Annotated in this window: 12 protein-coding genes and 1 pseudogene; 6 read left to right on the forward strand and 7 right to left on the reverse strand. The window is 67.2% G+C overall.

Annotated features, from left to right (window positions below; all coding sequences use genetic code 11):
- The 3 genes and pseudogenes from ACNPP0_RS15505 to ACNPP0_RS15515 all read right to left on the reverse strand — a co-directional run.
- A pseudogene (locus ACNPP0_RS15505) lies at positions 1-292 on the reverse strand (sensor histidine kinase); the annotation flags it as partial.
- A gap of 183 nt (positions 293-475) precedes the next feature.
- Entirely contained in the window at positions 476-1,639 is a 1,164-nt protein-coding gene (locus ACNPP0_RS15510) for an HPP family protein (RefSeq protein ID WP_332608302.1), read from the reverse strand.
- Positions 1,640-1,776: 137 nt separating this feature from the next.
- Positions 1,777-2,223 (reverse strand): MarR family winged helix-turn-helix transcriptional regulator, encoded by a 447-nt coding sequence (locus tag ACNPP0_RS15515; RefSeq protein WP_332608301.1) that lies wholly within the window; start codon positions 2,221-2,223, stop codon positions 1,777-1,779.
- Between the two features lie 246 nt (positions 2,224-2,469).
- Here ACNPP0_RS15515 and ACNPP0_RS15520 point away from each other — a divergent pair, with 246 nt between their 5' ends.
- The gene (locus tag ACNPP0_RS15520; RefSeq protein ID WP_448706386.1) at positions 2,470-4,173 is read left to right on the forward strand and encodes a chloride channel protein; all 1,704 of its coding nucleotides are present in this window, start codon (positions 2,470-2,472) and stop codon (positions 4,171-4,173) included.
- 165 nt (positions 4,174-4,338) lie between these two features.
- Here ACNPP0_RS15520 and ACNPP0_RS15525 read toward each other — a convergent pair whose 3' ends face one another.
- Positions 4,339-5,232, reverse strand: coding sequence for a LysR family transcriptional regulator (locus ACNPP0_RS15525; protein ID WP_448706377.1), 894 nt, complete (start codon positions 5,230-5,232; stop codon positions 4,339-4,341).
- Between the two features lie 137 nt (positions 5,233-5,369).
- On the opposite strand from ACNPP0_RS15525, the gene argC reads away from it, so the two are divergent.
- Positions 5,370-6,302, forward strand: a complete 933-nt coding sequence (argC, locus tag ACNPP0_RS15530) for an N-acetyl-gamma-glutamyl-phosphate reductase (protein ID WP_448706378.1) — start codon at positions 5,370-5,372, stop codon at positions 6,300-6,302.
- Positions 6,303-6,455: 153 nt separating this feature from the next.
- On the opposite strand, the gene ACNPP0_RS15535 is transcribed toward argC, so the two are convergent.
- Together ACNPP0_RS15535 and ACNPP0_RS15540 are read right to left on the reverse strand one after the other, a co-directional pair.
- Positions 6,456-7,355 (reverse strand): MBL fold metallo-hydrolase, encoded by a 900-nt coding sequence (locus ACNPP0_RS15535; RefSeq protein WP_448706379.1) that lies wholly within the window; start codon positions 7,353-7,355, stop codon positions 6,456-6,458.
- A gap of 116 nt (positions 7,356-7,471) precedes the next feature.
- Positions 7,472-8,383, reverse strand: a complete 912-nt coding sequence (locus ACNPP0_RS15540; protein ID WP_448706380.1) for a LysR family transcriptional regulator — start codon at positions 8,381-8,383, stop codon at positions 7,472-7,474.
- A 167-nt stretch (positions 8,384-8,550) separates the two neighbouring features.
- Here ACNPP0_RS15540 and ACNPP0_RS15545 point away from each other — a divergent pair, with 167 nt between their 5' ends.
- From ACNPP0_RS15545 to ACNPP0_RS15560, 4 genes are read left to right on the forward strand one after another with little or no spacing between them, the layout of a single operon-like run.
- A complete protein-coding gene (locus ACNPP0_RS15545) occupies positions 8,551-10,242 on the forward strand; it encodes an AMP-binding protein (protein WP_448706381.1) in 1,692 nt (563 codons plus the stop codon).
- A gap of 37 nt (positions 10,243-10,279) precedes the next feature.
- Positions 10,280-11,593 carry an MFS transporter gene (locus tag ACNPP0_RS15550; protein WP_448706382.1) on the forward strand — a complete coding sequence of 438 codons (1,314 nt, stop codon included), beginning with the start codon at positions 10,280-10,282 and terminating at the stop codon, positions 11,591-11,593.
- Positions 11,590-12,744, forward strand: coding sequence for a thiolase family protein (locus tag ACNPP0_RS15555; RefSeq protein ID WP_448706383.1), 1,155 nt, complete (start codon positions 11,590-11,592; stop codon positions 12,742-12,744). Before ACNPP0_RS15550 ends, ACNPP0_RS15555 begins: the two co-directional genes overlap by 4 nt.
- Complete coding sequence (locus ACNPP0_RS15560; protein ID WP_448706384.1) at positions 12,741-13,055, forward strand: Zn-ribbon domain-containing OB-fold protein; 315 nt, start codon at positions 12,741-12,743, stop codon at positions 13,053-13,055. Before ACNPP0_RS15555 ends, ACNPP0_RS15560 begins: the two co-directional genes overlap by 4 nt.
- Before the next feature lie 4 nt (positions 13,056-13,059).
- Here the strand turns inward: ACNPP0_RS15560 and ACNPP0_RS15565 are convergent.
- On the reverse strand, positions 13,060-13,601 hold a 542-nt coding region (locus tag ACNPP0_RS15565; RefSeq protein ID WP_448706385.1), incomplete at its 5' end, for a TlpA family protein disulfide reductase.

The following is a 13,601-nucleotide window of genomic DNA, read 5'->3' on the forward strand; positions in this document are numbered from 1 at the left end:
GCCGCGCGGCGCGGGCCACGGCCGCGGACAGATCGGGCGGCGGCGGCAGGCTGCCGGCCCACGCGCCGTCGGCCAGATAGCCCAAGCCCAGCAACTGCGGCATGGCAGGGTGCAGGCTGGGGTACAGACGTTCGGGCGTGGGGGGATGCGACAGGGCCGTCAGCGTGGCCAGCACGGCCTCGTGCTGCACGGTCTTCTGGCTGAGCATGCGCTGGGCGATGCTGGTGCCTTGAAAGAAGCGGTCGTGCTGGTCCAGGTATTCCTGGCGGGCGATCCAGGCGGCGCCCAGCAAGAACAAAACCAACCAACAGAGGAGGGCGCGGGTGCGCGATAGGGGATTCACGCGTGAAATTATGCCTTGCGGCAAGCGCGCCCCGACATCCGTAGGGTTACGGAGGCGGGGGGGGGCGAAGGCGCGGGTAACGAAGGCGGCGGTTTTGGGACGATGGCTTCGCGGGCGATGGCTTCGGAGGCGTCAGGCCGCGCGCTGGGGGGCATGGTCGCCGGATTCGGCCTGCGAACTGGCCGACACCGCTATTTGATACAGCGCCGCCACCAGGTCCGACTGCGTCACCAGCCCCTGCAAGTTGCGCGAGCCGTCCAGCACCGGCACGCAGTGCACGCTGTCCGACATCGGGCGGGCCAGCTCAATTACGGGCAGGCCGGGCGTGGCGAAGGGCACTTCGCTGCGCATGCAATCGGCTACCAGCAATTCTTGAGGCGGCGTGCCGTCCGGCATGGCGGCCAGCGGACGCGTCTTGCGCGCCAGCACATCGGCCTGCGCCACCATGCCCGCGTAACGACCGGCGGCGTCCAGCACCGGCAAGGCTTGCAGCCGGTGCTTGTCGAACAAGCGCACGGCGTGGTCAAGCGGGGCGTGCTCTTGCACGGTGACGACATCGCGCGACATGATGTCCGCGCACGAAACGTCGCCAAAGCGGCGCACGCTGGCGCGCAGCTCGGCGGCCAGCACGATGTCTTCCAGGTCTTCCTTGCTGATGTCCAGCAATTCGCCGCGCTGCGCCAGGGCCTCGTCCAGGTCGGCGCGGGAAAAGCCCAGGCGGGTGCTGGGCGCGGCATCGCGCGTGTGATGGCTTTGCGCGGGGTCGGCGTGGCGGCGCGGGTAGTTGCGCTTGAAGGCGCCGTTGAACGCCACGGCGATGCACAGCAGGATCAGTGAATTCAAGCCCACGGGCCACAGGGCAAAACCATAGCCCAGGCTGGCCACCGACGGCCCGCCCAGCACGGCCGTCAACGCCACCGCCCCGCTGGGCGGATGCAGGCAGCGCAGGCTGAACATGGCGCCGATGGACAAGGCCACCGCCACGGCGGCCGCCACGCCCGGCACGGGGATCATCTGTGCGCAGAACACGCCGATCAGCGCCGACACCAGGTTGCCCGCCATGATGGACCAGGGCTGCGCCAGCGGGCTGGCCGGCGCGGCAAACAGCAGCACGGCCGATGCGCCCATGGGGGCGATGAACCAGGGGCTGGCCGCGCCCAGCGCATGCCGCCCCACCCATTCCGTGCAGAACAGTCCGACCAGCGCGCCCAGCACGCCCACCAGCTTTTCGCGCCCGTTAACGCCTACCGGCGCTGGCGCGAATGCGCTCAGCCAGCGCTTTAATGCCACACCCAAAACGATCTCCTCGCGTGCTTGAAATATGTCGCGGGACGACAATTTATCACGCGGCGCGGTGTGGGTCGGTTATGAACTTATGCGCGGGCGGAGGGGGCCGGGGCGGCGCAGGATGCGCGCTCGTCCCAAGGCGCCCCTCAGGCCGTGTCGTCGCCGATGCGCGCCAGCAGGCGACCCAGCAAGGGCCGCATCGCGCGCAATTCTTCCAGATGCGAGGCCGACAGGCTTTCCAGCACGCGTTCGGCCTTGGGCGTCAGCACCACTTCTACCCGGCGGCCGTCTTCGGGGTCGGCCTCGCGGCTGACCAGGTCCAGACGCGCCAGGCGGCCGACCAGCTCGGCCGCCGTGTGCGGCCGGATCAACAGCCGATCGGCGATCTCGCCGACATACAGGCCGCGCCGGTCGGGCGCGCTTTTGCGCGTGCCCTTGATGGCCAGCAGGGTTTGGTGCTGCTGCGGCGTCAGCGCCAATTCGGCGGCGGCGCTTTCGCTGAACGCGGCGAACGTGCGCAGCGCGTAGCGAAAGTCAGCCAACAGCTCGTAGTCGGCGGGGGACAGCGGAGTGGGGGACGGAGACGTTTTCACAAGGGCAATTCTAATATATGTCGTGATACGATATAAATAAGCAAATCAAACCGTCCTGGCAATCCCATGTCTTCAACGCCTGTTTCCCCATTGTCCGAGTCCCCCGCATCGCGCACGTCCGCCACATCGCCCACGGCCTCGCTATCCCCGGCATTGCCTGCGTCCCCGTCGTCTATCCAGTCAAAATCCGGCGCATCCCCGCACGCTCATCGGCTGGGCGACTTCACCACCGACCGTCGCGTGGTGATGCTGATGGCGTTGGCCGTGCCCGTGGGCCTGGCCAGCGTGTTGGCCGCCTGGGCCTTGCTGCGGCTGATCGCGCTGTGTACCAACCTGGCCTACCACGGCCAGTTTTCCTTTGTTGACCAGCCCATCACGACCGGTGCGCTGGGATGGGCGTCCGTTGCCATCCCGGTCGTGGGCTGCCTGATCATCGGCTTGATGGCGCGGTACGGCTCCGAGAAGATTCGCGGCCACGGCATTCCCGAAGCGATGGAAGCCATATTGATCGGCAAGAGCCGCATCCAGCCCAAGGTGGCGGTGCTGAAACCGGTGTCGTCGGCCGTGTCGATCGGTACCGGCGGGCCGTTCGGCGCGGAAGGGCCCATCATCATGACGGGCGGCGCCATCGGGTCGCTGCTGGCGCAAACGATCCACCTGGACGACGGCGAGCGCAAGACCTTGCTGGTGGCGGGCGCCGCCGCCGGCATGACGGCCATCTTCGCCACGCCGCTGGCCGCCATTCTGTTGGCGGTGGAATTGCTGCTGTTCGAGTGGAAGCCGCGCAGCTTCCTGCCCGTGGCGGTGGCGGCGCTGGTGGCCGCCGCCGCGCGCGCCTTCATCCTGGATGCCGGGCCCATCTTCGCGTATGCCGGCGCCTTGTCCTTTACGCCAGGTCACCTGTTGGCGTGCGCGGCGGTGGGGGTGCTGGCCGGCCTGGGCTCGGGCGTGCTGACGTCCTTGGTGTACGCGGCCGAGGACCTGTTTGAAAAACTGCCCTTGCATTGGATGTGGTGGCCCGCGTTTGGCGGGCTGGCCATCGGCATCGGTGGCCTGATCGACCCGGCGGCGCTGGGCGTGGGCTATGACAACATCCGCCACCTGCTGGCGGGCGATCTGGCGTTGCAGGCCGTGCTGGTGCTACTGGTGGTCAAGGTGGCGATCTGGTCCATCGCGCTGGGGGCGGGCACCTCGGGCGGGGTGCTGGCGCCCTTGCTGATTTTTGGTGGGGCGCTGGGCGCGCTGGCCACGCCGTGGCTGCCTCAGGCCGATCCCGGCTTCTGGGCGCTGGTGGGCATGGCGGCCATGATGGGCGGCACCATGCGCGCACCGCTAACCGCGACGCTGTTCGCCGTCGAACTTACCGGCAACCTGAGCGCGCTGCTGCCCGTGCTGGCAGCCTGCGTGTTCGCCTACGGCATGACGGTGCTGCTGTTGAAGCGGTCCATCCTGACCGAGAAAATCGCGCGGCGCGGGCATCACGTCAGCCGTGAATACCATGTGGATCCCTTCGAACTGCTGCGTGCCGAAGCGGTGATGACGCATCCCGTTGAGTCCTTCGCAGCAAGCATGACGGTGGCGCAGGCCATTGCCCATTTCACGACGCTGGGACACGTGCATACCAGCTACCCGGTGGTGGACGACGAGGGCGTGGTGGTGGGCACGGCGACTCGCGCGGATTCGCTGGCGTGGGCGCTGGGTGAAACCGAGGACACGCGCACGCTGGCGCAAGCGCTGGCTGGCCGCGAACCGGTGCTGGGCTATCCCGACGAACTGGCCGGCCGCATCGCCGACCGCATGGCGCTGTCCGGGGTTGGGCGTGTGCCGATCGTCGACCGCGCCAGCCATCGCTTGCTGGGCTTGGTGGGCCGGCGCGACCTGTTCCGCGCGCGGGCTCAACGGCTGCGCGATGAAACGCAGCGAACGGCATATTTCCGCCGTGCTTCCTGACCGCCGCCGTGCTTCCTGCTTTCCGATGCGTTTCCGGTTTTCAGACCCGCTTCCTGAAGACGCGCGCGTCCTGCTTTCAGACCCGCTTTCTGAAGACGCGCGCGTCCTGCTTTCAGACCCGCTTTCTGAAGACGCGCGCGTCGTGTCTTCAGACACGTTTCTTCGCTACCCGCCGTCAGCCGCCCGCAGCCGCCACAGCACGTCCAGCACATGCTGGGTCGACCGTTCCACTTTTTCGGCCCGGTGCGCAATGCCCAGCGGCCGCCACAATGCCGGGCGCAACGCGCGCATGATGATGCGCGCGTCTGATTGCGGCGCGGTGGCTTCGTGCGGCAGCAGCGTTGCGCCATAGCCTGCCGCCACCAGGCTCTTGATGGCGTCGTTGTAATTAAGCTGGATGCGCGCGCGCGGGTTCAGCCCGGCCGCGGCAAACCATTCACCCGTCTGGCGCGATAGCCGCGTGGTCGCGTCGTTCAGGATCAGCGGGCGGTTGGCCAGCCAGGCTGGGGTGACCCGTGCCGGCGCGGCCCAGCCGGCCGGCAGAAACGCCATGACGGGATCACGCCGCCACGGCTTGATCACCAAGCCGTCGATAGGCGGTTGCGGCAAGGCCACCAGGCCCACGTCCAGGCTGCCATCGTTTAAACGCTGCAAGGTTTCCTGCGACGTCAGCACCGCCACCTGCACGTCGATGCCGGGGTGGTGCTTGCCCAGGGTTTCCAGCGCTTGCGGCAGCAGATGCGCGATGGCGCCGGTGGACGCGCCCAGCCGCACGCGGCCGGACAAGCCCTGCACCTGGCGCTGCACGTCATCCAGTGCCTGATCGGCTTCGGCCAGCAGGCGGCGCGCGCGTTCCAGCAGCGTGTCGCCGATGGCGGTGGCGCGCACCTGGCCGCGCTTGCGCGTCAGCAGCGGCGCGCCCACGCGGGCTTCCAGGTCGGCCACGTGCAGGCTGACGGTGGGCGGCGCCAGGTGCAACGCACGCGCCGCCTCGGCGAAGGAACCCAGGTCGGCGATGGCAACCAGGGTGCGCAGGCGGTCAAGGCTGATTTCACGCATGGGGCAGTCATCCGGGAAAAGGATCATTCAGAAAAGATGAATTTGACGGTCATGATATTCGACTTTTCTTATGCACTGCGCGGCTCGATGATACGGCTTGCATCCAGACCCCCATTCCTTTTCCTGACGGAGCAGCCATGACCCAACCCCTAGTCTTTATCGATGGCGACCAAGGCACGACCGGCCTGCAAATCCATGAACGCTTGAATGGCCGCACCGATCTGCGCCTGCTGACGTTGCCGGCCGCCGAGCGCAAAGACGCTGCCCGCCGCGCCGAAGCCATCAACGCCAGCGACGTGGCCATCCTGTGCCTGCCGGACGAGCCGGCGCGCCAGGCGGCGGCGTCCGTGGTGAACCCCGCCGTGCGCATCATCGACGCCAGTTCGGCGCATCGCACGGCGCCGGGCTGGGTCTATGGCTTTCCGGAAATGGCCGCGGGGCAGGCCGACGCCATCGCGCGGGCCAAGCGGGTCAGCAACCCCGGGTGCTATCCCACGGGCGCCATCGCCTTGCTGCGGCCGCTGATCCAGGCGGGGTTGGTGCCTGCCGACTATCCGGCGGTGGTGCACGCCGTGTCGGGCTATTCGGGCGGCGGCCGCGCCAGTGTGGAGGCGTACGAAGGCGCCGATGCGGCGTCGCAGCCCGCATTCCAGCTGTACGGCCTGGGGCTGGCGCACAAGCACACGCCCGAAATCGAAGCGCATGCCGGGCTGACGCAGCGGCCCGTGTTCGTGCCCGCTTATGGCGCGTTCCGCCAGGGCATAGTGCTGACGATTCCGCTGCAACTACGGATGCTGCCGGCCCGCGTCACCATCGCCCAGCTGCATGACGCCTTGCAACAGCACTACGCGGGCACGACGCACGTGCAAGTGGTGGCGCCGCACGACGCCGCCACCCATACGAATTTGGATCCGCAAGCGCTGAACGGCACCAACGACCTGCGGCTGGCCGTCTATGGCAACGCGCAGCATGGGCAAGTGTTGTTGGCCGCCGTGTTCGACAACCTGGGCAAGGGCGCATCCGGCGCGGCGGTGCAGAACCTGGACTTGATGCTGGCGGCGATGGGCTGAGGCCCGCTGCGCGGGATGGGGGCACGGGTTTTGCAGCCACTTTCAGTGACCGCGTAGCCTGGGCTTCGTCGCCGTGGCCACGCGGTTGGGGCAATGCCGCGGTGGCGACGCTTCTGCCGCGTCGTCACCGGGGGCTGCTTGCCCTGCGCCCGCCTACCATTTCATTTCGCCCTTGGCGACCTTGGCGCTCAGTTCCAGCGACGCCGCGCCGCCCGCTTGCGGGTATTGCGCCTTCATCGCCGCGATCAGCGCCGCGCTGTCGGCGGCCTTGGCGGTTTGCGCGTCAAAGGCGCGGATATAGCCCTGCGTGTACTGCGCCGATTTCACCGTCAGCGGCGCGCCGGGGGCGTAGTGGCCGGGAATGACCGTGACCGGCTTCAACGCTTCGATGTGTTGCAGCGTGGCCAGCCAGTCTTTATGCGACTGCGGCGTCTGCGTGTCGGCCATCCACACGTGCAGATTGCCGAACACCACCACGCCGCCCACCACTGCCTTTAGCGACGGAATCCACACATAGCTGCGGTCAGGCTGTGCGCCGTCCAGGCCGGTGATTTCAAGCTGATGGCCTTCCAGCGTGAGTGAGTTGCCGGCCAGCACCTGCGGGATCACGGCCTTGGCCGGCGCATCCGCGCCCAGCTTGGGACCCCAGAACGCCAATTTGCCGTCAACGGTTTCCTTGATGTGCCGCACGGTCGGCTCAGTGGCGACCACGCGCACGCCCGGAAAGGCAGCCAACACGGTGTCCAGGCCAAAGTAGAAGTCAGGATCCCCGTGGCTGATGTAGATGGTGGTCAGCGTCTTGCCGCTGTCACGCACCATTGCGACGACCTTTTCCGCTTGCGACTTGCCAAATTGCGCATCAATCAAAATGGCATCGCGCTGGCCGGCGACCAGCACGGAAGACACCGGAAAGATGGCGTCGTTGCCGGGGTTGAAATGGGTCAACGTCAAGTCGGTGCCGGCCGCGCGGGCGGGGGCGTTTAGCACAGGGGCGATCAACAGCGCCAGCGCGGCGGTCTGTAGCAGGCGGCGTGCGAAAGGGAAGAGGGTCATTGCGGCTCGCAGGGTGGGGTAAGGAAGCGGCCAGTCTAGTGGCGTGAATCCTGTCGATCTATCCCCGTCCTTGCCAGAGTCTGTTGCGCACTTCGAGCAGATCAGGCGCGGCCTCTCTAGGCAGCGTTCGGCGACGCATCCGCCAGCGTGGCCTCGACCTGCCGGCGCAGCCACATGGTGCCCGGGTCGCTCTCGAAGCGCGCATGCCAGTGCACGGTGACCGACAAGGGCGGCAGCGCGATGGGCAGCGGCCGGATCTCAAACGCCTTGTCGCGGTTGAACCACAGCGCGGCGCGATGCGGCAGCGTCACGGTCAGATCGGTGCGTCGCACGATCTCGGCGGCGGCCGAGAAATGCGGCAGCGTCAGGTATGGCTGGCGTTGCAGGCCGGCTTCGCCCAGCACGTCATCCAGCAGCCGGTGTGCACTCGCGCGCGAGGCCACCAGGATGTGATCCAGCCGCTTGAACTGCCCGCGCGTCAAGCCCACCGACAGCACGGGATGGCCGCGCCGCCCCATGCAGGCATAACGTTCACTGAACAGGTCGGCGTGACAGGTATGGCGCGCCAACCCGGCCAGGTTGCCAATGGCCAAGTCCACCTGGCCTTCCTTCAGTGCCTGCGGCAATTGTTCCAGCGGAACCTCAAGCACCTCGACCCGCAAGCGCGGCGCCAAGGCGTGCACGCGTTCCATCAGCGGCGGCAAAAACACCATTTCACCGATGTCCGACATCGACAGCCGAAACCGTCGCGTACTGGTGGCGGGGGTGAACTGCTGGCGCAGGCTGACCGCCTCGGCAAAGCTGTTCATGCCGCGTTCGATGGGGGCGGCCAACGCAAACGCCACCGGCGTGGGTTGCATGCCGGTGGCGGTGCGCACGAATAGCGGGTCGTCAAACTGTTCGCGCAATCGGGCCAGCGCGTAGCTGACCGCGGGCTGTGTCAGGTTCAGCCGTTGCGCCGCGCGGGTGACGCTGCGCTCGTGCAGCACGGTCAGGAAAACCCGCATGAGATTCAAGTCGAAGTCCACGCATGCCCCTGGTATCAGTCGTATTTATAAGATAAATAATACTCATAAATTTGACACATAAATAGTTGATTCCTAGACTAATTTCACGCTACACACCGGCCGCGATGTGCTTACAAGCCTTATGCGGCCGCTACACGACACAAGACTGCAACCGGGGAAACGTCGTCATGCATGCGTTGACATTACCGTCGTTGTTGATGGAACAGGCGGCCCGCCTGGGAGACCGCCTGTGGGTGCAGGCGCCGGGCGGTGCGTTGCGGTTTGGCGATGCGCCGGCGCATGCGGCAAGCTGGGCCGCGCGGCTGGCTGCCGCGGGTGTCAAGCGCGGTGATCGCGTGGGGCTCATGGCCGGCAACCGTCATGAATTCCTGTCGGTGGTGCTGGGTTGCGGCTGGCTGGGTGCGGTGGTGGTGCCCATCAACACCGCGTCGCGCGGCATGCAGTTGCGGCACATGCTGAGCAACAGCGCTTGCGTGTTGTTGGTGGCGGACGCGGCATCCTGTCCGGCCGTGGCGGCGCTGGCGTCGCTGTCGCAAGCAGGGCAGCCGGCACAACCCGTGCAACCGGTGCAACCGGTGCAATCAAGGCACGACGCGCATCCACCGCAGGACACGCCGGCCGGGCAGCCAGCCTCGCACCATGCGCCGCCGGCCCTGCGCGCGATCTGGTTGCTGGACCCGGCCGACCCGGATTGCCCATTGCCCGTACCCGCCAGCGCGCCGCCGCCGGCCCCGCACGCCGACGCGCCGCCATTGCCCGCCGCCGCCATCCAGCCGGGCGACATGCTGGCCATTCTGTACACCTCGGGTACGTCCGGGCCGTCCAAGGGCGTGTGCTGCCCGCACGCGCAGTTCTATTGGTGGGGCAAGATCGCCGCGCGCAATCTGGAAATCTCGGACGCCGACGTGCTCTACACCAGCCTGCCGCTGTTTCACACCAACGCCCTTAACGCCTGCTTCCAGGCGTTGGTGACCGGGGCATCCATCATCTGCGACGAACGGTTTTCGGCCAGCCGCTATTTCGACCGCCTGCAAGCCACGGGCGCCACCGTCACGTATCTGTTGGGCGCGATGGTGCCGATGTTGCTGGCGCAAGAATCCCGCCCGTCCGAACGCGGGCACCGCACGCGCATTGCCTTGGCGCCTGGCGTACCCGAACGTTTTCATGCCGTATTCGCCCAGCGCACCGGGATGGCGCTGCTGGAAGGCTACGGGTCCACGGAAACCAACTTTGCGTTGGGCGGCGTGTTGGCTGATCAACGCCCGGGCACGATGGGCCGCGTGGCGCCTGAGTTCGACGCCATCGTCGCCGATGAACACGACGCGCCGGTGCCGGACGGCGAACCTGGCGAACTGCTGCTGCGCGCGCGTCCGCCATTTGCGATTGCCACCGGCTATTTCGGCATGCCCGACAAGACGGTCGAGGCTTGGCGCAACCTGTGGTTTCACACGGGCGATCGTGTCGTGCGCGATGCCGATGGCTATTTCCGCTTTCTTGACCGCATGAAAGACGCCATCCGCCGCCGGGGCGAGAACATTTCGTCGTACGAAGTGGAACAGGTGCTGCTGTCGCACCCCGCCGTGGCCACGGCGGCGGTGTATGCGGTGCGTTCCGAACTGGCCGAGGACGAAGTGATGGCCGCGCTGGTCTACAAGACCGGCCACGCGCCCACGCCCCAAGGCCTGCTTGATTTCTGCCAGCCCCGCATGCCGTATTTCGCCGTACCGCGCTACCTGCGCGTGCTGGACGATCTGCCGCGCACCGAGAACGGCAAGGTCCGCAAGTTCCGTTTGCGGGAAGAAGGTATTACCGGCGACACCTGGGACAGGGACGCGGCCGGTTATCGCGTGGCGCGCTGACGCGCCATCCCTCCATTCAAAAATCCAAGGGGCGGCAATGACAATGGCATACAAGGGGGCGGCGCTGTCCGCCGACGACGAAGCAAAGCGCAAGCGAACCCGGCGCGTCGTGGCGGCATCCGTCGCGGGCAACGCGATGGAGTGGTACGACTTTTTCATCTACGGCACAGCCGCCGCGCTGGTGTTCGGCGACCTGTTCTTCCCCAAGGGCACCGACCCCTTGCTGGGCACCATGGGCGCGTTCGCAGGCTTTGCGGTGGGCTTTCTGGCCCGCCCGTTGGGCGGCGTGATCTTCGGCCACATCGGCGACCGCTACGGCCGCAAGCTGGCGTTGGAATGGACGCTGGGCCTGATGGGCGCGGCCACGTTCCTGATCGGCCTGCTGCCCACGTACGAGCAGATCGGCTTCTGGGCGCCGGTGGCGATGGTGGTGCTGCGCGTGTTGCAGGGCGCGGCGGCGGGCGGCGAATGGGGCGGCGGCGTGCTGCTCATCAGCGAAGCCGTGGGCGGCAAGCGGCGCGGCTACTTTTCATCGTTCAGCCAATTGGGCGTGGCCGGCGGCTTCGTGCTGTCGTCGGGCATTTTCATGCTGGCTCAGCAATTGCCCAAGGACATGTTCATGAGCTGGGGCTGGCGCTTGCCGTTCCTGCTTAGCGTGCTGATCTTTGGCGTAGGGCTGTACATCCGCAAGCACATTCCGGAAAGCGAGGAATTTGTGCAGGCCAAAAAAACGGCCAAGCGCGGCATGCCGGCCGTGGAGGTGTTTCGCCGCTATCCGCGTCAAGTACTGACGGCGATGGGTCTGCGCGTGGCGGAAAACGGCGGTTCGTATATTTTCCTGGCTTTTGCGCTGGCCTATGGCAAGTTTCTGGGCATATCGAATGACGTAATGCTGGGGGGCGTGCTGGCGTCCATGTTCATCGAACTGGGCACGCTGGTGTGGTTCGGTCATCTGTCCGACAGGATCGGGCGGCGCGCGGTGTACCTGATCGGGTCCGTCGGCCTGGTGCTGGTGGCGTTTCCCTTCTTCTGGATGGTGCAAACCAAAGAGCCGCTGTGGATTTTCCTGGCGTTCTTCCTGGGCAACACGGTGTGCCACGCTGCCATGATCGGCACGCAGCCCGCGTATTTTGCCGAGCTGTTTCCGGCGGAAGTGCGCTACACCGGGCTGGCGCTGGGGCATGAGCTGGCGTCGGTGTTTGCCGGCGGCCTGTCGCCGTTGATTGCCATGGCGCTGCTGCGCAAGTATGAATCGGCCACCCCGGTCGCGTGGTTCCTGGTGGGCATGGCGGCCATTACGGTAGTGACCTTGCTGTTGACCCGTAATCCCCCGAAGCAGGACACGGAATGAACCCGGTTCGTTCGGCCGGCCCCGGCATTGTCGCGGTCGGTGAAACCCCGGCGTTGCGCCATCCCGAGCCGGGCTGCACCACGGCCGGCTTGATGGCGCAGGCCATCGGTCAGGCTCTGCGCCACGCGGGCCTGACGCCCGCGCAGGTGGACGGCCTGGGCGTGGCGTCGTTCACACTGCGGCCCGACCGCGCCATCGACCTGGCTTGGCAGCTGGGGCTGCGGCTTAACTGGTGCATGCAGGACGAACTGGGCGGCGCCAGCGCCATCAACCTGCTGCGGCAGGCGTGGCTGGCACTGCAAGCGGGGCAGGCGCAAACCATCGTGTTGGTGTCCGGTGACCACTTCACCGGCGCGGACTTCGCGCAGTTGGTGCGCGGATATAACCGCAGCGCGCAGGACTATCTCAGCCCGCTGGGTTGCCAGGGTCCGAATCCCTTGTTCGCAATGCTGACCCAGCGGCAGATGGCCCAAACGGGGCTGCGCCGCGAAGACTACGGCGCGCTGTGCGTCGCGCAGCGCGCCTGGGCCGCCGACAACCTCAACGCTGCCTATCGCGCGCCGTTGACGCTGGCGCAGTACCTGGATGCGCCGATGGTGGCGCCACCGTTGGGCCGGCTGGATTGCGTGCCGGTTGTCAGCGGGGCCAACGCCCTGGTCTTGCAGGCGCGGCCGACGGGTGTACATGTGCGGCTGCTGTCCAGCGGGGCGCGCTACAACCACGACCAGCAGGAAGGCGACGGCCTGCAAACCGGCGTGGCCGAGCTGGCCGACGGGCTGTGGCAAGAGGCGGGAATGGGCCCCGAAGACATGGACGTGGTCAGCGTGTACGACGACTATCCGGCGATGGCCGTGGCGCAGCTTTGCGACCTGGGTTATGCCGACGCAAACGACTTGCCCGGGTTCATCACTCGCCGTATCGCCACGCGCGGGCTACCCGTGAATACGGCGGGCGGGCAGTTATCGGCCGGGCAGGCCGGCACGGCGGGCGGCATGCACGGCGTGGTTGAAGTGGCGCGGCAACTGCTGGGCCAGGCGGGCGCACGCCAATTGCCGGGCGCACGGCATGGCGTCGTCACCGGCTACGGCATGGTGCAGCTGCGCTACGGCATGTGCGCCAACGCCGCCGTGTTGAGCCGGGAGGAATCATGAGCCTGTATGTGTACGAATGCCGCGCTTGCGGCCATCGCGTCTATCCCGCCCGCCTGTGGTGCCCGGCGTGCGGCCACGACGGCGCCCAGGCGGTGGCGGTGAATGAGGGCCAGCTGCTGGCCTGGACGACGTTGCAAAGCGCCGGGCAGGGTGCGGACACCGCCGTCGCCATTATCGGGACGGCGCGTGCGTTGCCCGACGGGCCGGTGTTGGTGCTGCGCCTGCAAGACAGCCCGACGCATATCGGCCAGCGTCTGCGGCTGTTCGAGCGCACGACCGCCGGACGCGCGCTGCCCTGGGGGGCGCTGTAGGCATTTAGTCCCCCGCGCCAGGCACATCGGCGGCTCGCGCGCTTGCGGCCCGCGTCGCCTCTACCCGCTGCGCCAGTGATGCGGCCGACAGTTCGCCCACGCGCACATCGATCACGCGCCCCTGGGCGTCCACGAACAGGGTGGCGGGCAGCCCGCGGTTGCTGAATTCGCGCGCCGCGTGGGCGCCGGGGTCGATCAGCACGTTACGCAACGTCGGCGCATGGTCTTTCAAGAACTGCGTCACCTCTGGCTTGGCCTCGGCCTGGTTCAGAAAGACGAAGTTGATGTCTGGATTGGCGGCTTGCGCGGCGGCAAAGGCGGGCATCTCGCGCCGGCAGGGCGGGCACCAGCTGGCCCACAGGTTGATCACGGTAGGCTTGCCGCGAAAGTCGGACAAGTCGGCCATCGCGCCGTGCATGTTATGGACGAAGATATCGGTCAGCTCCGGATACGCTTGCGGCGTGGGCGCCAGCCAGCGGCTGCCGCCGACCCAGGTTGCGCTGGCCAGCGCCAACGCGCCCAGCAACGCCGCGCGCGGGGCGTGCC

It is taken from the genome of Achromobacter semiaridum, from assembly GCF_053543755.1.

Excerpts from the sequence above, each read along its gene's own strand:
- ACNPP0_RS15550 (WP_448706382.1), top strand. The coding sequence starts at position 10,280 with ATGACAATGGCATACAAGGGGGCGGCGCTGTCCGCCGACGACGAAGCA.
- ACNPP0_RS15555 (WP_448706383.1), top strand. The coding sequence starts at position 11,590 with ATGAACCCGGTTCGTTCGGCCGGCCCCGGCATTGTCGCGGTCGGTGAA.
- ACNPP0_RS15520 (WP_448706386.1), top strand. The coding sequence starts at position 2,470 with ATGCTGATGGCGTTGGCCGTGCCCGTGGGCCTGGCCAGCGTGTTGGCC.
- ACNPP0_RS15560 (WP_448706384.1), top strand. The coding sequence starts at position 12,741 with ATGAGCCTGTATGTGTACGAATGCCGCGCTTGCGGCCATCGCGTCTAT.
- ACNPP0_RS15525 (WP_448706377.1), bottom strand. The coding sequence starts at position 5,232 with ATGCGTGAAATCAGCCTTGACCGCCTGCGCACCCTGGTTGCCATCGCC.
- argC (WP_448706378.1), top strand. The coding sequence starts at position 5,370 with ATGACCCAACCCCTAGTCTTTATCGATGGCGACCAAGGCACGACCGGC.
- ACNPP0_RS15545 (WP_448706381.1), top strand. The coding sequence starts at position 8,551 with ATGCATGCGTTGACATTACCGTCGTTGTTGATGGAACAGGCGGCCCGC.
- ACNPP0_RS15535 (WP_448706379.1), bottom strand. The coding sequence starts at position 7,355 with ATGACCCTCTTCCCTTTCGCACGCCGCCTGCTACAGACCGCCGCGCTG.